The organism is Congregibacter variabilis (assembly GCF_045689235.1).
Classification (GTDB): Bacteria; Pseudomonadota; Gammaproteobacteria; order Pseudomonadales; family Halieaceae; genus Congregibacter; species Congregibacter variabilis.
The window spans coordinates 3,604,446-3,622,175 of sequence record NZ_CP136864.1 but is presented as its reverse complement, the minus strand read 5'-3'; the positions used below and the strand labels follow the sequence as shown (position 1 = coordinate 3,622,175).

Genomic DNA, 17,730 nt, shown 5'->3' with positions numbered 1-17,730 from the left:
GCTCAGGCATCCCCGGACGGATTGCCGGGTTCATCACCAGCAACAACTTCTTCATGAATCTGCTCAGAATCGTCTTCAGGTATGCCCGCGTTCGCCCGCAGCGCTGACAAGGACGCTTCGATGCGCGACTCCACAGAGGCATCGACAAAACTGTGGCCGGCACGTAACTGTAATCCTCCGCGCTGCAAGCCGGAATTCTCCAACACTTCAAAACGCTCACTGGCCACAAGACCCAAGTCTCTGCACACAGAGGCATCCATGGGATTTAAGGTCAACTGCACGGTAGTGGAAACCGACCCCAGAGCAGCAAGCGCATCGGCCAACACCCGCTCGATGTCTATACCTGCTTCTAACTCCCGGCGAACAACCGCTCGGGCGACCTGCTCTGTTACCGCCAGCAGCTCTCGCAATAAAACGGCATCAGTGTCCTCAAAAGGCGCTGACATCGCCTCCAGTAAAGACCCCATTTCGGCCACGATACTTTCGGCCTGAGCGCGCCCGGCGGCAAGGCCCTCAGCGTAAGCTGCGTCGTAAGCTCGCTGTTTTTGCGCTTCCACGTCCAGGCTTTGGTCCGCGACGGCTTGAGCGGCTGTACCACGCTGAGAAAGAGCGCCAAGCACTGATGGCGACCAGCTGGTATCGGCTTCGATCGGATCAGACAAAATCGTCACCACCCTTGCCTATCATGAGCTCTCCTTCATCCGCCAGCTGCTTGGCCGTACCCAGAATATCTTTCTGCGCGGCTTCGACTTCCGCTAGCTTCATCGGCCCCTTAGCGTCCAGATCCTCCCGGAGCATGTCAGCAGCGCGCGAGGACATATTGCCAAAAAACTTCTCCTGTAACTCATCGTCCACACCCTTGAGTGCGACCACCAGAGTGTCCACTGATATCTCACGAATAAGACGCTGCATACCACGATCATCGAGCGCCAGAAGGTCATCAAACACAAACATTAGTTCGGCGATCTTATCGGTGGTCTCTGCATCGCTTTCTCGCAAGGCATCCATCACCGAAGCCTCAAGGTCAGCATTCACATTGTTCATAATGGCGGCAGCACTGGTCATGCCGTTCACAACCCTCGGCGGCGTTTTGGAGGCGCGCCCAAGCTGCTTCTCGAGTACTTTGTCGAGCTCCTCCATTGCAGCAGGGTCAATCATTTCGAGTTTGGCAATTCGCAACACCAGGTCCGAGCGCATCTCCTGCGGCAACTCGCCCAGCACTTCCGCTGCCTGCTCTTCCTCCAGAGACGCCAATACAATGGCCATAATCTGCGGATGCTCTTCGACAATGATGTCCGCCACACTGCCAGCATCCATCCACTTGAGCGCTTCGATACCTCGCGTCTTGGCCTTGCCCGGCATTACCTTGGACAGCATGCTCCGCGCTTTTTCTTCACCGAGAGCCTGGATCATGACCCGCTGCGCAAAATCCGATGCCCCAAGGCCCAGAGGATTGATCGAGCCTGCTTTTGTATTGAACTCTCCAAGCACTTCGGTCAGCTGATCATCGGAGACACCCGAAAGCGTAGCCATCGCCTCACCCACACGCTGCACTTCCTTGGGCTCCATATGACGCATAATCGACGCGGCAGACTCCTCCCCCACGCCGAGCAAAAATATTGCTGCGCGCTGTGCGCCGCTAAGTTTTGAACCTGCCTCAGCCATCGTCTGACACCCAACCTCTCACTACCTGTGCAGCGCGATCCGGCTCACCTGCTGCTACCGATCGCGCCATTTGTAATTGCTGCTCATACCCGCCGGCACCCGCCCCGGCAGCACCGGGCAGACCCATCTGCCCCTGACCACCAAGCGTGACCTGATCATCCGTCATACCCCCCGCCCCCAATGCCGCCATAGGCTGCTGCCCTGGACCGGCAAGACCCTGAGGCGACTGCATCATGGGCACCGGCACAGCGGCAAACTTCACCAATGGCCGAACAACGACAAGCACAAGAGTTAACAACACGGTCAAGACCAAAAGGCCTTTGGCTAACTGCCAAATCCAGTCCTGCTCAAGAAGTGAGCTTTCGATCACGGTATCTTCAATCGCCGGCACTTCAACAAATGACGCACTAATCACGCTGACCGTGTCACCTCGATTCACATCAAAGCCTACCGCTTCACGCACCAGAGATGTTACCTCGTCTATACGCTCCTGAGGCATAGGCACACGACTTGTGGTGCCATCGTCGGCAGTGGACTCAATGTAGTCCAGCACCACCGCAATAGACAGCTTCTGCAGCGCGCCCGGGGTTTCACGGACATGGCTGATGGTTTTATCCATTTCGTAGTTGATGGTTGATCGACGACTGGTTCGGGCCGGCGGAATCACACCGAGTTGCGCTGTTGCTTCGACGTTCGCTCCCACGTTAGCCCCCCCAGTCGGCGCGGCCTGCTGAAGCGCAACCGTCGTATCAATGGGCGGCTCATTGGACAAAGTTCCGGGCACTCCACCGGCATAGGGCTGATTGGAGGTTTCCTCGGAGGTCTGTTCACTGCGCACCCGGGTCTCCGGCGCGTAGGTTTCCAAAGTCCGCTCTATCCGGGTGAAGTCAAGATCCGCTGCGACCTGAGCACGAACCGCATTGGCACCGAGGATAGGCTCAAGAATGTCGACAATACGTCCGCTAAGATCTGACTCGAGTTGTCGTGTGTAGCGAAACTGATCCTGGGTAAAACCAAACTCCTCATCCGTGCCCTGACCCGACAAGAGCTTGCCCTGTTGATCGACGACCGACACCTGCTCTGAATCCAGGTTCGGCACGCTGGACGCAACCAGGTGGATAATCCCGGAAAGCTGTCGCTCATTCAAAGTTCGTCCTGCATAGAGATTAAGCATCACCGATGCCGCAGGCTGCTCGCGCTGACGGAGAAAGGCCGACTGCTTGGCCATCGCCAAATGCACCCGAGCCCCACGCACGCTATCCATGGCACCAATGGTTCGGGCGAGCTCAGACTCAAGGGCGCGATGAAAACGAGCCTGCTCCATAAAACTCGAAAGACCAATTTCCTGCTCGCGATACAAGCTTTCAAAGCCTACACCTTCTCCCCGGGGGTACCCATCCCCGGCAAGAAGCAAACGAGCGCGATGAATTTCGCTGGATGGCACTGCCACCATGCCGCTGCGTCGGTCCATTCGATAATCCACACCATTGGCTTCCAAGGACGCAATGACATCATTGGTGTCTTCAGGCGCCATGGTGCCGTAGAGAGGCTTATAGTTCGGCTCCACTGCCCACTGCACCAAGCCCATCGCCATGGCAATACTTGCCGCAAGACCAATCAGCAGCGCGAGCTGGCGGGTCGCCGGCTGGCGGGAAAACCCGTTAAACCGGGAAAATAGCGTGTTGTCGGTAGCTTCAGCCATGGTTCTGCGCTCTCATTTATTCAACGATCTGTAGATATTTGCAAGGAGCCAGGATTCAGACCTGCATGCTCATTATTTCCTGGTAGGCCGTGAGTAACTTGTTACGCACTTCCGTCATCGCCTGAAACTCAAGACCTGCGCGCTGCGACGCAACCATAACCTCGGTCACAGAAATCTGCGGATCGCCGGACTCAAAAGATGTTGCCAGTGCTTTGGCCTGCATCATTGAGGCATTAACCTCCTCAATGGAGTCCTGCATCAGGGTTGAGAAATTGGCGCCCGAGACCTGCTCGGCACCGCTAGCTTCGGAACCGCTTCCCGCCGCTGAGGCCATGCTGCGCATCTGCGCAATAACCTGATTAATCGCTATATCACTCATTGTCTGGTTTCTCCGTATTCACTCTCTACTTGAGCAACACTGCCCTTAGGCAGACATAGGTAAGCTAATGCCCTGCTCTCGCAGACGGGCCAGTTTGTAACGTAAGGTTCTGGGGCTGATGCCAAGACGCTCCGCGGTTTCCTTGCGGCTACCTCCCGTCGAATCCAGTGCCTGCAAAATCAGTTCCTGCTCGCGCAACTTCAAATCACCTTCGAGAGCGGGACGCTCTGGCACCACGGGGCCAAGAGGCTCAATTGAGGATCCAAGCTGGTCTGTCAGAATCAAGTCCTGTGCACCAAGCACATCGCCCCGCGAGAGAATCACAGCACGTTGCACGCAGTTCTCAAGCTCACGCACATTGCCTCGCCAAAGGTGCTGCTGCAGAGCGGCCTCAGCGGAAGTATCAAAATGTGATCCCGGTCGCGGTGCGTAACGATCAAGAAATAATCGAGCGAGGGGCAGAATATCCCCGGGACGCTGACGCAAAGGGGGTGCATTCAGGGGCAGTACGTTCAGGCGATAGTAAAGGTCTTCGCGAAAATTACCCTCGCGCACCTCGTCTTCAAGCAGTCTGTTGGTAGTAGCAATGACGCGCACATCCAAGGGGATCAGTTTATTGCCACCCAAGCGCTCTACTTCACGTTCTTGCAGCACGCGCAAGAGTTTTGCCTGCAACCCCAGATCCATCTCCGAGATCTCATCCAGCAGCAAGGTACCGCCATTGGCTTGTTCAAACTTCCCTGGGCGGGACTGATAGGCGCCGGTGTAGGCTCCTTTCTCGTAGCCAAAAAGCATAGATTCGAGCATGTTCTCGGGGATCGCCGCGCAGTTAACCGCTAAAAAGGGCTTGTCCGCACGATTTGATTCTCCGTGAATGTAACGCGCCAGCACCTCTTTACCGCTTCCCGACTCACCACTGATCAACACCGTGGCGTCGCTGGGCGCGAGACGCCTGGCAAGGGCACACAGCTGCTGACTTGCGGGATCTTCGGCAATGATAGGCAAGCCGGCCTCTACCGGGGGCTGCATACGGGCAACCATATCCAACAGCACCTGGGCCTCAAATGGCTTTAAGAGATAATCGGTAGCACCATCGCGCATAGCCGATACTGCATCACGAACGGACCCATGGGCGGTGATCATGACAAAGGGCATCTCGGGCTTGCGGTTGCGAACCTCTCGCAGCAAACCGTGACCATCCATCTCGTCCATCTGCACATCACTGATGATCATATCGAAGCTTTCTGTATCCATTCGCGATAGAGCTTCGCGACCGTTCCCGGCGGCAACGGCTCGGTAACCACCAAACTCTATGGTGTCGCAGAGGGCATCTCGGAGAGTGTCGTCATCCTCAACGATCAATACTCTTGTCGCCTGATTCATGGCTAGCCTCGCTCAGTGCTAAAAAGGGAGCTGGACACCGCGGCATCGCCGCAGGATGCCGCGCTATCCAGCAAGGGAAGATCAATCAAAAACTCAGCCCCGGATCGGGAATGATTACGAGCGCGTACTTCGCCGCCGTGATGACTCACGGTTCTGGCAACAACCGCCAAGCCCAGACCCGTTCCCTGAGCGCGAGTCGTAAAAAACGGATCGAACAAGCGCGGTAAAACGTCCGCCGGAATGCCTGGCCCGTTGTCCCGCACACAAATTTGCAGTGAATTGTGACTGGTAGCGCCAGCCCAAACGTCAATACGCACCGCATCGCCGGCCACATCCACAGCATTCTGAATCAGATTACTGAGTGCGCCGACCAGGTCGTCGGCCGCTCCACACAACGACAAGGTGTCGTCTATGGGCGTCACTGTAAATATGGTCGCTGGTGGCAGCGTCGGACGCACCACCGCTTCCAGAGTGGACATCACATCTCTGAGCAGTAGGGGTCGCATCTCCGGACTGCCTCCACGCACAAAGCTCAGCATCGACTCGATCAAACCTTCCATATGCTGCAGGCGCCCGGACAATCGATCACAAATTTTTGCGCGCTGCTCAGCGGGCAAGTCATCGCGGCCCAGCTGGGCGAGGTATAACGTGGTGGACGATAGAGGCGTTCGTATCTGATGCGCGAGTCGCGCAGCCATCTCTCCCAGTGCCGCAAGACGCTGACGCCTTCCAAGCTGCTCCTGCAGGTCATGCAGCTCGGTTGTGTCAGTAATCAACACAACCTGCTCGCCGTCTTCATCAAGAGGCCGACCGTTAATAGATAGGCGTCGCTGGCCCGGCTGACTCTCATGCAGTTCCGGATTTCGTTGCGCAACTTGAGGCCAGGTCTCACCAAGCAACGGCTCACCGAGCATATCGAGGGCAGCGGGATTCGCATCACGAATCGTATGCTGTGCGTCCAGAATCATTACGCCACCGGGAAGTACCGCTAGCAGTGAGGCCAATCGACCCAACAACCGCTCTTTCTCTGCAAGCTCGCGCAATCGAGCACTGCGGCTGATGGCGAGCTCTCCACGTAGCCGCAGTACCTGCTCTTGCATGGATCGATAGCTGCTATCGAGTTCGCGGGAGACTTCGGTGAGCGAAGCTAGCGAGCGTTCATCCAGTAACGCCTGCCCCGAGTTCTCGGCCAACTCTGCAGTGGAAATTTGTGCCATCCCTGTACGTTCCGTTTCCGGTATCTAGGTACAGGTCTATGCAAAGCTTGTGCCTAATATTTTATTGTTTTATTTCAGACACTTAAGAAAAATCGACCCCCGCGGCGTCAAGACTCTGGCGCTTCGTCGGGCCTGACTATCTCGTACTTGCGCATTTTTTCTACCAGGGTCGTACGCTGTAGATTCAACATCTTGGCGGCCCGGGCGACCACCCAGTCACTTTGCTCCAGAGCCTGAGCCATCAAGGAACGCTCCAACTCAGCAAGATGGGTTTTGAGGTCCAGACCATCACCGCCGAGCAAGGTTGCTGACTCCTGTGCTGGCGGCGCCGGTGACCCAGGGCTTTCGACAATCGGCTTGTCTTGCAACAAGCGCTCCATCGCCATCGCCTCTTCTCCCCGGAGCACGACATCAGCAACATCGTTTGGCGACGACGGTCGGTCGGCAACAAATTTAGCCGGAAGATCCGCAACGCTCACTGCGCCATTGGGATGCAAAATCGCCAGGCGTTCTACCAGATTTGAGAGTTCTCGAACGTTACCGGGCCAGGGATAGCGCATCAGGCAAGTCATGGCCTGATCATCCAGCTTAATGCTGCCGCGCTGCTCACGCTCCATCAAATCCACAAAACGACGCACCAGTGCTGGAACATCTTCGACGCGCTGTCTTAGCGGAGGAATATCGATGGGAAACACATTCAGCCGATAAAAGAGGTCCATGCGGAAGTCACCGGCATCTACCCGCTCTTCAAGATCCTGATGCGTGGCGGCAATTACCCGCACGTCACATTCCAGGGTTTTATTACTACCTACGCGCTCAAAACAGCGCTCCTGCAGGACTCGCAGAAGCTTGACCTGCATCTGCAATGGCATGTCCCCGATTTCATCAAGAAACAACGTGCCACCTGCAGCCATTTCGAAGCGTCCCTGGCGACTATTAATAGCCCCGGTAAACGCACCCTTCTCGTGGCCAAACAGCTCAGACTCAAGCAACTCAGCGGGAATAGCACCACAATTGACAGGTACAAATGGGCCCCGAGCACGCGCAGAGTGTGTGTGAATACCTCTTGCGACAACCTCTTTGCCAGTTCCTGACTCACCCAAAATCAGCACCGATGCTTCGGCGGGAGCAACCTGGGCTATGAGTCGACGAATCCCCTCGATCTGAGCACTGCTGCCCACCAGTTCCCGCGCCAGTTTTCGGCTTGCCTCGCGAATCGCCTCTGCAGCGTCATTCACGTGCATTCCCCTTTTTAGATGAGTGGTCTGAGTGAATGGCTTTGGCCAATCACTTGAGTAGCGTCGCCAAACTTAAAATCAGCCCGGCTTTAAAAAGCACAGGGAGTTTCGAAGGATAAGCCGGCTAAGTCAACTTTTTGACGCCCACTTCTCGCAGAAACTTCAAGACTCTCCGGTAGAACGCTTGTAGGCCACCTCCCGTCGATGATGACGGAAAATCAGCTTTTCTAACCAAGACTTGGCGGCACCCGTTAATCCGGTGAATTTCACCTTTGCCGTGCCTCGCGCAAAGTCTTCGGCCGTGGACACCACCTCCCCATAGCAACATAGGGGTTTAGGCAAACCACGCTGAATATAGAGTTCGAGATATACCGTGGACCCGGGCTCCGGGACATCACCCTTCCACGCCACGCCGGCCGCAGAAACACGTACGGGACTCGTATCCGGGATATCCAACTGGTGATAAATGAGCGTCCCCACAAGATCCAACAGCAGGTTCACTTTTAGATCAAGACGCGCGACTTCCTGAGCGACAATTCCCGAGGATGCCTCCTGGCTCTCCTTCTGACCGCCGGCATCGCCAATTACCGACACCGCCCGCAGGAATTCTTCGTTGGACGCGTTCACCATAGCCAGATGTTTCTGATCCAGCTCATGGTCAACCTTTCGCCAGGCGATCGAAACGTTATCGCTGTAAGCAAGACCTCCCTCGGCCTTTGTTGGAGTGTCACTCATCGCTATATAACCTTTGCCACAAACGCTGTTACAAAGCGCAAGCTAGCATAGGAATGAGAGAAATGTGCACGCCCCGGATCAAGGATCCGAACATTAACCTGGGGAGTGCTGAATATCCTGATAACTACCCAGGGCTGAGCGGGTGCGGGCCTGATTAACCCCTTGCTCAAGAACGGCATCTCTCGCCGAAGCCAGGACTGCCATCAACTCATCATTGAGGTGGAGCATGACCGCCAAGGCTTCAGAGACTAACTCACTGTGCCGGGGGTCAACGGTCTCTGAAAAGCAACGCTCAAGGTCGTCACGCCGGGTTCGTTCCAACTCCGCAACGTCATCCCAATTGCCGGCATTCGCATGCTCAAGCATGCTGCGCGTAACGCTTAGCACATCGGCAAGGCGTCGACATTGCCCTGTGCTTTGCTCTGTGCTCAAGTCCTGCTCTAGTCGCGTCATGGTAAAAAGCGTCTCCGGTCGACTTAGCGCCGAAGGTCCTCGGGGATCTGATCCCAACCGCTCTTCACTTCGCGAAGCAGGCTGCTAACTTCATCCAGAATTTTTGGATCCGCTTTGGTGCCGGCCTCAAGCAAGCGTCGTTCCATATAATCATAGAGATCCGCGAGCTTGCCCGCCAAATCTCCGCCTTGCTGATGATCAAGGCTTGCACGCATATTGTCGATGATGGTGATGGCCTTACCGAGCAAGGCCCCCTGAACACCGGTATCGCCGCGCTCCATGGCGCCTTTGGCGGAGGCAATACGATCCAGCGCACCGTCAAACAACATGCCAATCAAGTGATGAGGACTCGCGTCCTCTACGGCACTTTGCACTCCGACGGATTTGTACGCATTCATTGCCTGGCTTGCATTCATGTCTTTGTGCCTCAATCGACTATCGACTAATTATTCGAGTTAGCGCCGGGAATAGGAATATTAGCCAGCTGCTGGGTAATGAAAGAGCCGGTACTTTGTAAGTTAGCTAGCAAGGTATCGAGAGCATTGAACTGCCGACGGTATCTAGCTTCCAGCGCTTCCAGACGACGGTCCAATGCGTCACGATCATCAGAAATTCGATCAACGCCGCTTTGCAGGCCGTCGGTACGCAAATCCAGTAAACCATTGGTCTGAGTCAGACCCGTCAACAAACCATTAAGCGCAATACCAATACCGTTAGACACTTCGATATCGCCGCGGGCGCCCAGGGCTCCCCCGCTTATCGTGAGTCTCACACCCTCAGCATCACTGCCGGAGGCCGCGGTGAGCAGCTGACCATTACCCGTCGCTGCAACACCACCGATGGTGCCGGCAACATCCACACCCGTGGTAGCTACGGCGCCCGCCAGACCCAGAGCGGTGGTGGTATTGCTATTAACCGCAACGCTGCTTTCTGATCCATAGCGTGTAGAAGTAATTTGCAGCTCAAAACTTGCATTAAATGCTACTGAAACACTGACACCCGCCTCTGAGAGCGCTGAATCGCCGTTAATGCGTGATTGAATCTCAGCTGCCAGCGCCTCGGCGCTGTTGTAGGTGCCTTCGGTAAGACTGATATTGGCAGAATCGACGCCATTGATCGTCAGCGAGAAGCTGTTGTTTGTGCCGTCCAACACGACTGCTGAAGTAGCAGGGTCGGTAATGCCCGTGCCCGCTAAACCACCCTGGGTTGCCAGCTGCGTAATATCTACCGCATAGCGACCGACAACGGTATCGGCAGTCGCGCCTTCGAAGCTGATACTGCTATCAGCAATAGTGCCAACCTGGGCAAATACGCCAGCGACACTGTCAAAGTTGTCGGCAAGTGCGGCGTTAAGTGTGCTGTCGTTTATGCTCAGCGTACCATTTGCCTGAGTGGTCACGCCCAACTCGGCCAGCGTGCTGAAGGGGCCATTAAAGCCATCAGCAGAAGCCGTCAGCGCAGAACGAACCTGATTGATCACCGAACGCGCGGTGAAGTCACCTTGCAAGGGTGCTGCGGCGCCAGTTTCTGCATTAAAAGCCGTGAGGTTATTGGCGGTACTAACAAAAGCGTTGTAGGCGCTGACAAAGCCTTCGATGGCGCTACGCACCGCTGAGCTATTCTCACTAATAGACAGTGTCGCCGCGGAATCGGTGGTCTCACGAAGATTGAGACTCACACCATCGATGACATTGGCAACCGAATTGGTCTCACTCGTTAGCGCCAGGCCATTAATGCTAAAGGCAGCGCTCTGTCCGGCAACCGTTTGCTCAAGATTGTTGGCGTTGGCATTAAAGGCAAGCCGGGACAGTCCCGCATCATCGGTATCAATATTGTCGCCGGTATCATCAACCTGCACTTCGATACTGTTGGCCGCGCCGGTTTGATCCGAGCTCAGCAGCAAACGATACCCCGACCCATCATTAACAATGGCAGCGGCTACGCCGATATCAGCATCGTTAATCGCGTCGCTTAGGCCCTGAAGCGTGTTGTTACTGCTATCAATGGTAATCGAGGCGCTGGCCCGATCGGCGTTAACGGTGAAGCCATTGTAGGACGCCGGGGTTGGGTCCACCGCCGGCGTGTAATCAGTGGCTCCAAAGCGGAAGGTCAACGTGCCTTCGCCCACCGTATCGGTGAGGCTCGCAAAAGAACCAGACGCCAGTGACTGCGACTGCGCCAATTGATCAACCTGCAACTGATAACTGCTGGCCGCCGCATCGGCAGAAGCGCTGACTGTGACCGCCGCATTGTTACTACTGGTAGCGCTACGCTGATTAAAGGTGCTTTGCTGGGTGAGGGTGCTAACACTCGACTGAAGTCCGGCCAGAGCGCCCTGCAGGGTGCCAAAGGCCGAGAGTTCACTAGTCAGCGTTGCTTCTTGCTGTACCAGGCGATTTTGCGCAGGCGCGCGCTCGGCGTTCACTAACGAGGTGACCAGTCCTTCGATGTCCAGGCCGGAGCCTATTCCAGTCGCAGCAACCATAATTTAAAACGTCACATCACCTTTTCGGTTAGCCCAGAATAACGGGCAAAGCTTTACCCTCCCATCAATGCATGATTGATGCCAAGGTCAAGCACATTCAGATCTCAGCTCTCGCTATCCATAAGCAGGCCTTTTACCGGCGCTGCAGCGTCAGCACTTGCCTGCTGTTCTGCAAGGAACCGTGCGATCTGCAAAATCTCCTCTGCGGGAATTTGCCGCACAACCTCGTCTGTATCCGTATCCAACACCTTGATCACCGTGGCACCGAGGTCTCCATCAACGGAGATTTGCAGAGAACGCGATACGGTCTGGATGTAATCCGAGATATCCTGCGTTGCCTGAACAAGCTCTTGCGCCGACTGTTTTTGTGACTGTGCCGCAGGCGCCGTATTGCCGCTGGCGGCGACCGCTTGCCGCTCTACCTGCCTGGTCGTACTGGACGTTTGAGATTCAACACGCGACGTGCTCCCTGCGGCAGCAGGGACCGGAGCGCTTATTGTAATCGGGTTAGCCATGTTCATACCTCCTCATAGCATAGCCTCTCTTGCCGAAAATGGCGAAAAAGTGAGGGGGCTTTCGCCCGCCTCACTTCCAGAGACTCCCTTGGTTTTCACTGTTCCCTTACTGGAGCAAAGCCAGGACGTTCTGGGGCTGAGCGTTCGCCTGAGCCAATACTGCGATACCAGCCTGCTGCAGGATCTGCGCACGGGCCAGGTTAGCTGTCTCGGCTGCGAAGTCCGCATCCTGAATACGTGAGCGCGATGCACTCAGGTTTTCAGCAGATGTCTGCAGGCTCACTACCACTGATTCGAAGCGGTTTTGAATCGCACCGAGGTCGGCGCGAGAGCTGTTAACAGCTGTCAAGGCCGCGTCGATAGACTGTATGGCATCGTTAGCGCCAGCGAATGTAGATATATCTATATTCGCGACCGACACTCCAGTAACAGCCGCGTTGGTAGTACCAGCGGAAAGACCGCCCGCAGTGCCAGCGATAACGATCGCGGCATCAGAAACCAAGTCCACTGAACCGAAAGCGTCTGTCGTTGACAGACCGGTCGAAGCCGTTGTCAGGGTTCCCCCCAAAGCAACGGTAATATTTCTTCCGTCGAGCGCCGTAAGCGTAATACCCGTATCACCGGTATTGGCAGTTGCAGTCACTCCTGTTGCACCGCTGATACCGTTGACGCCAGCGATAACCGCATCTCTGTCGGTGCCCGCAACACCGGTCGTCGTCACAAGTGCGGTAGCAACACCGTTGACCGTGATTGCGCCAGACGTGGCTGCGGCAGTGATGGCTCCGCCCACTGACTGTGTTGCAACGGAGGTAGCTGTAACGCCAGCGTTTACTGCGTTAATATTTGCTGCCAGTGCCTCAGCGCTTGCCGATGCAGCAATGTCGACACCATTGATCGAAAGATCTCCTCCCCCGACAGTAGCTGTAAAAGCGGCGCCAGTAACAGCCGCTTCAGTTCGTTCGCCTAGCGCGCCGGTTCTCGCGCTTGAAATGTTCGCAACTTCAATAGTTTGCCCAGCATTGGCACCAACCTGGAACACCTGAGACTGAAAAGTTCCGTCCAACAGATTAACGCCATTAAAGTTCGACTGCTGTGCCACCCGGTCGATCTCAGCGGCAAGCTGATCAACCTCAGCCTGCAAAGCGGTTCGGTCCGAAGCTGAGTTCGTAGCGTTAGCCGACTGTACAGACAGCTCACGAATACGCTGCAAGTTATTGGTAATCTGAGCCAAATCACCTTCAGCAGTCTGAGCCAGAGAGATGCCATCACTCGCGTTTCGTGCAGCCTGGTTCAAACCGCGGATCTGAGCGGTAAAGCGCTCAGTAATCGCAAGGCCGGCGGCGTCGTCTTTGGCGCTGTTAATACGCAGACCAGATGACAAACGCTGGAGCGACGTAGCCACGTCATTCTGCGATGAGTTGAGGTTACGCTGGGAGTTCAGCGACGGAATATTAGTGTTAATAATCTGAGGCATGGTTTTGTTCCCCTTTTGCTCAGGCGCCGTTGAGATCGTTCTCTTGGCGCAGTTCACTCTACGAGTCTACAGGCGGTGGGGTCGAAAACTGGGTCGGTCCCGCTGCCTTCAAAGTAGTTAGCGGCGGGAATCCGAGAGACTTTAGGGGTTTTTTAGCGGATTTGCGTCTAGAAACTGATTAGCGCCAGATACAGCACTGAATTAGGTCGAATGTGCACGCGGCAACCGGGAGAATACGCCCGAAAAATCCTAACGCATTGTTTTATATGGGCTTTTTAATAAATTCTGACTTTAGACGCTGAATCGACCAAAACGCTCGCTTGGGCGCTAAAAACCATCTAAATGTAGTTAAACAGCGTCAAACCCTGCGTAGTCACATAGGTTTGCTGCGCCGCCTGCAAAGCTACCAACTGAAGGTTGAGCTTACTGATGGCTTCGGCGAAGTCGACGTCCTGAACATCTGACAGGGTCGTCTGGAGCTGCAGATTAAACTCTTCGTTGATGCTTTGCTGGCTCTCAATACGATTGAGTCGTACACCCACATCAGACTGCACTTCAAGCACATTGCCAATGGCCTGATCGAGATTGTTCAGGCCGCTGGCCAGGGCATTGTTCACTGCCGCACCGCCACTGGGTGTGCCCGCGCTGTTTTCCAAGGCATCGGCAATGCCTTGAAGCGTTGCAAAAATCGACTGCTTGGGCGCGCTGTCAACTTTAATACTGTCGCCGTCTTCCGGCGTGCCCTCAATCACTAGTCGCGCGCCGTTGAAGCTAATAGCTTCTCCCGGGGTGTAATTACCGGTAGCAACCACCCCGGCACTGCTGTCAGTGACCGAGTAGGTGATTGGATCAGTGGGAGTCACCTGGCTGAAGGTGATGCTGTAGTTGTCGCGCACAAAACTATTGTCGGCACTGGAGCTGGATACGACGGCCGTACCGCCGTTTGCCGGATCGGCCGCAAAATCAAAACTGCCATTGCCGGCGTCTACGGCCAGAAAAACCCGGGATCCGGAATCACGCACGGCGACCTGGGCTGATGCCGCTATATCCAAAAATCGCTGCCCATCGTCCCCGCTGTAAACTACCGAACCGCCTTGCTGGGTGAATGGCTGGGTCTGAGCCTGAAAACCGGCAAACAGATACTCGTCATTACCATCACGTGTGTTAGCCAGTGCCACAAGTTCCTCGAGGCGAGCTTTCACCTCTACAGCTATGGAGGCGCGAGTCTCAGGACTCTGAGTAGCGTTGTTAGCCTGAACCGTAAGCTCACGAACACGCTGCAGCACATTGTTCACGCCACTGAGCGTGCTCTCTTCTACCGATAGCTGACCCTGGGCAAGCGAAGCATTGCGCTGGTATTGGTCTACAAGCCGAATGTCTTCTTCCAGATCAAGAATCTTAACGGCACCACTGGGATCATCTGAGGGCGACTGAATGCGTTTACCCGTCGCCAACTCTAACTGCGTGCGTGCCAGATCGGCCTGCTTTTCCAAAATCGTCGAGATCCCGGATTGGTAAATCTGCAGTGTAGAAAGACGATCAACCATGACTCAATCCCTATCGACGCCGGGTGGCATTAAGCAGCGTCTGGAAAACTTCATCGGCTACCGCGATCACCTGCGCCGCCGCCTGATATGCCTGCTGATAACGAATAAGGTTTGCCGCTTCTTCGTCCAGATTCACACCCTGAGCACTGTTCAACGCTGCGCGGGACTGATCCAGCAAAGCGCCCTCGGTGCTTGCGGCGCTCTTCGCCTGCCGCGTGCTTACCGCAACATCTGCCAACAGAGACGCGTAAGCATCCTGATAGCTGGCTGTTCCGCCGTTCAAAGTTCGTTCGGTTTGCAAAGACGCCAAAGCGAGGGCATTGCGGTTATCACCAGAGCCGTCCACGTTGTTTTCGATACTAAAACTATCGCCGTCCTGAGGGATGCCGGTGAGGGTAAAGTTGATATCACCCAGAGTAACCTCGACACCATTGCCATCGGTTGCTGGATCATAGGCGATGGGCCCGCCGGCAATACCACTCACATCAAAGCCCGGTACGCCTGCGCCGAGAGCATCGGGGTTAAACGTCAGAACGATGTTGCCCGCCAGAGGTAAATTAGCCACATCGGACACTGCCAAATTCTCGAGCTGCCCAGAGCCGGCATTCGCCAAAGACGTACTGCTACGCAAGGGGCTGGCCGCAGCAAAGGCCCGAGGATCCGAAATCGCAACATCAAACAGGTTTGCACCCTGCGCTACCGGGGCAATCAAAAAGTCGTCACCTGCAGCCGGCGCACCAGACACGGTGATATCGACGCCATCAATAGAGAACGCAGGGCCGGGGCCGGTGGTGCTGACATTGGTCGTGGTGTTGGTCAGCGTGTAATTAGCGCCATCGAAACTTAGCCGGTACTCGTCACCGGTGAGGTTTGTTGGATCTGTGATTACAGCCGCAACAGACCCTGTGCCCGTATTAGATGTGCTTTGAGTCACCGTCGGCTCCAGCGCGCGGAAGAAATCGCCGCCAAAGTTGCCGTTGAGATCCAAGCCCAAAGCCTGCTGATCATTGAAGGTCGCAGCAAGTCCCGTCGCGATAAGTCCAAGGTCACTACGCGCACCGTCCAGAACATCGCCCCGAAAATCCAACACCGCCCCCAGTTCACCACCGCTAAGAAAACGTCCAATATCCGTTTGCGCAGCAAGTCCGGCGATACCAACATTCAATCGCGTCACGTCAAAGGGGTCGGTAAATGTTTCCAATTCGGTAACGCTGTTACCTACCACCAGGGCCTGGCCATTACCCACCAGTACGTTCACAGCGCCATCGCCTTGATCGACGGTAGTGACGCCAATCACTTCGGACAGGCGGTTGAGTAGTTGGTCGCGTGCATCAAGCAAGTCGTTGGGCTGCTGTCCACCAGAGCGGACCGTCTCGCTGACTATCCTGTCATTGAGCTCTGCAATACCCGCCGCAAAGGCGTTGATCTCTCGCACCGAATTATCGATGCGAATATTTGATTCCTGATCAAGTCCTGCAAAGCGATCGTTTAGGTACTGAAATCGATCTGCGAGAACCTCAGCTTGCCCCAGAAGTACCTGTCGCTCGGGCAGTGATCCAGGATTATTAGCCACGTCCTGCAAGGCACCAAAAAACTCATCGAGCACCGGCCCAAGACCGGTATCGGGATTGGCTAGAATATCGTCCACACGCCCTGAGAGATCCCCAAGTGTCGCAGCGCCCGCAGCGCTGGAGGTCCGATCCAGCACATCGCCGGCCAGGTATTGGTCGTAGCTGCGCGTAATTGCCGCGATGGTGACCCCGGAGCCCACAAAGCCCGCGCCAGAGAGCTGCGGCTCAAGCGCAGCAAATTCCACGCGCTGCCGGCTAAAGCCCTCGGTGTTCACGTTGGCAATATTGTGTCCCGTCGTGCTGATCGCACGCTGAAGCGACAATAACGCCGAAGTGCCTATGTTTAGTACGTCTGCCAAGTCTCAACCATCCCGGTAGCCCTAACGTGGACCACTCCTCAACCCTTTAGCGGCAGATTAGCCGCATTCTTTAGATCTGTTACTGCCCCAGCGAGGTCATTACGCTGAAGGATCGACAACACCTTGTCTGCATAGGCAGGGTCCGTAGCGTAGCCGGCGCGCTGAAGCGCACGAAGGTACTGCTCGCCATCAGCCGCCTGATCCTGTGCCTCGCTGTAACGTGGGCTACCTTTTATCAGCGCCGCATAATCAGCAAAGGACTCTGCAGCAGAGTCGTAGGCCCGAAACCGCGCAGTCTCGCGCACCGCCACACCGTCGCGGTACTCAACGGTCTGCACCGATACCGTAGGACCTTCCCAACCGGCCCCGGCCTTGATATTGAAAAAGTTGTTGCTGCTGCCGCGCTGATCAGAGCTCACATGCTTACCCCAACCGGTCTCAAGAGCCGCCTGTGCCAGCAACACGTCGGGCTCAACGCCGAGCTTTCTCGCAGTTTGTTCTGCCACGGGGCGCAGATGCTCCATGAACTCCTGCGGTGATCCGGGCATCCAGGGAGCCGCAACAGCGGCACTTGCCGGCGCGGTGGGCGCGGGCATCTGAGCCGGCATAGGAAACTTGAGATATCGCTGTAGCTCAAAAGACTGCTGATCGGCCTCGTTGACCCCGGGCATCCTGAGATCACTTACCCCTTTATCACCTGAATCCAGGCCTGCTCGATCTGAACGGAGCTGCTCTACCAGCACCCCTGCCAGCCCAATGCCCCCGCGCGACGCAAGATCGAGAGACAACTGCTGATCGTGCATCTGCTGATAGCTCTCCATCTGGTGGCTATCAAAGAGGCCACCCTCCATGGTGGCCTCGCGCATAGACTTGAGCATCATCTGTACGAACAGTGATTCGAACTGCTTGGCAACGTCCTCAAGACTCGCATCCGCATCCTGACGGGCTGCGGTGCGCAGATTCGCCAGTGAATTGAAGTCGCTGTAAACCGCTTGAGTCTGCATGGA

Annotated in this window: 16 protein-coding genes; all 16 read right to left on the bottom strand. The window is 55.8% G+C overall.

Annotation, left to right across the window (positions count from 1 at the left end; genetic code table 11):
- Nucleotides 1-2: 2 nt before the first annotated feature.
- The 16 genes from R0135_RS16260 to flgJ all read right to left on the bottom strand — a co-directional run bounded on the left by R0135_RS16260 (nt 3) and on the right by flgJ (nt 17,727).
- Complete coding sequence (locus R0135_RS16260) at nt 3-662, bottom strand: FliH/SctL family protein (RefSeq protein WP_407347953.1); 660 nt, start codon at nt 660-662, stop codon at nt 3-5.
- Complete coding sequence (gene fliG, locus R0135_RS16255; protein ID WP_407347952.1) at nt 655-1,665, bottom strand: flagellar motor switch protein FliG; 1,011 nt, start codon at nt 1,663-1,665, stop codon at nt 655-657. The genes R0135_RS16260 and fliG overlap by 8 nt, the downstream gene beginning before the upstream one ends.
- On the bottom strand, nt 1,658-3,367 hold the full coding sequence (fliF, locus tag R0135_RS16250; protein ID WP_407347951.1) for a flagellar basal-body MS-ring/collar protein FliF: 1,710 nt from the start codon (nt 3,365-3,367) through the stop codon (nt 1,658-1,660). The genes fliG and fliF overlap by 8 nt, the downstream gene beginning before the upstream one ends.
- 55 nt (nt 3,368-3,422) lie before the next feature.
- Nucleotides 3,423-3,746, bottom strand: a complete 324-nt coding sequence (gene fliE / locus R0135_RS16245) for a flagellar hook-basal body complex protein FliE (protein WP_407347950.1) — start codon at nt 3,744-3,746, stop codon at nt 3,423-3,425.
- Between the two features lie 45 nt (nt 3,747-3,791).
- Nucleotides 3,792-5,129 carry a sigma-54-dependent transcriptional regulator gene (locus R0135_RS16240; RefSeq protein ID WP_407347949.1) on the bottom strand — a complete coding sequence of 446 codons (1,338 nt, stop codon included), beginning with the start codon at nt 5,127-5,129 and terminating at the stop codon, nt 3,792-3,794.
- A 2-nt stretch (nt 5,130-5,131) separates the two neighbouring features.
- Nucleotides 5,132-6,346 carry a sensor histidine kinase gene (locus R0135_RS16235; protein WP_407347948.1) on the bottom strand — a complete coding sequence of 405 codons (1,215 nt, stop codon included), beginning with the start codon at nt 6,344-6,346 and terminating at the stop codon, nt 5,132-5,134.
- A 107-nt stretch (nt 6,347-6,453) separates the two neighbouring features.
- Entirely contained in the window at nt 6,454-7,584 is a 1,131-nt protein-coding gene (locus R0135_RS16230; RefSeq protein ID WP_407347947.1) for a sigma-54 interaction domain-containing protein, read from the bottom strand.
- Nucleotides 7,585-7,746: 162 nt separating this feature from the next.
- Complete coding sequence (locus tag R0135_RS16225) at nt 7,747-8,319, bottom strand: PilZ domain-containing protein (protein WP_407347946.1); 573 nt, start codon at nt 8,317-8,319, stop codon at nt 7,747-7,749.
- A 93-nt stretch (nt 8,320-8,412) separates the two neighbouring features.
- On the bottom strand, nt 8,413-8,772 hold the full coding sequence (locus R0135_RS16220) for a flagellar protein FliT (protein WP_407347945.1): 360 nt from the start codon (nt 8,770-8,772) through the stop codon (nt 8,413-8,415).
- 23 nt (nt 8,773-8,795) lie between these two features.
- Nucleotides 8,796-9,188, bottom strand: a complete 393-nt coding sequence (fliS, locus tag R0135_RS16215) for a flagellar export chaperone FliS (RefSeq protein WP_407347944.1) — start codon at nt 9,186-9,188, stop codon at nt 8,796-8,798.
- 26 nt (nt 9,189-9,214) lie between these two features.
- Nucleotides 9,215-11,257: a flagellar filament capping protein FliD gene (gene fliD / locus R0135_RS16210; RefSeq protein ID WP_407347943.1), complete on the bottom strand. Its 2,043-nt coding sequence runs from the start codon at nt 11,255-11,257 to the stop codon at nt 9,215-9,217.
- 104 nt (nt 11,258-11,361) lie between these two features.
- Nucleotides 11,362-11,772 carry a flagellar protein FlaG gene (locus R0135_RS16205; protein WP_407347942.1) on the bottom strand — a complete coding sequence of 137 codons (411 nt, stop codon included), beginning with the start codon at nt 11,770-11,772 and terminating at the stop codon, nt 11,362-11,364.
- A gap of 106 nt (nt 11,773-11,878) precedes the next feature.
- Nucleotides 11,879-13,246 (bottom strand): flagellin, encoded by a 1,368-nt coding sequence (locus R0135_RS16200; RefSeq protein WP_407347941.1) that lies wholly within the window; start codon nt 13,244-13,246, stop codon nt 11,879-11,881.
- Nucleotides 13,247-13,584: 338 nt separating this feature from the next.
- Nucleotides 13,585-14,793 (bottom strand): flagellar hook-associated protein FlgL, encoded by a 1,209-nt coding sequence (gene flgL / locus R0135_RS16195; RefSeq protein WP_407347940.1) that lies wholly within the window; start codon nt 14,791-14,793, stop codon nt 13,585-13,587.
- 10 nt (nt 14,794-14,803) lie between these two features.
- Entirely contained in the window at nt 14,804-16,723 is a 1,920-nt protein-coding gene (gene flgK, locus R0135_RS16190; RefSeq protein ID WP_407347939.1) for a flagellar hook-associated protein FlgK, read from the bottom strand.
- 38 nt (nt 16,724-16,761) lie between these two features.
- The gene (gene flgJ / locus R0135_RS16185) at nt 16,762-17,727 is read right to left on the bottom strand and encodes a flagellar assembly peptidoglycan hydrolase FlgJ (RefSeq protein WP_407347938.1); all 966 of its coding nucleotides are present in this window, start codon (nt 17,725-17,727) and stop codon (nt 16,762-16,764) included.
- Nucleotides 17,728-17,730 lie beyond the last annotated feature (3 nt).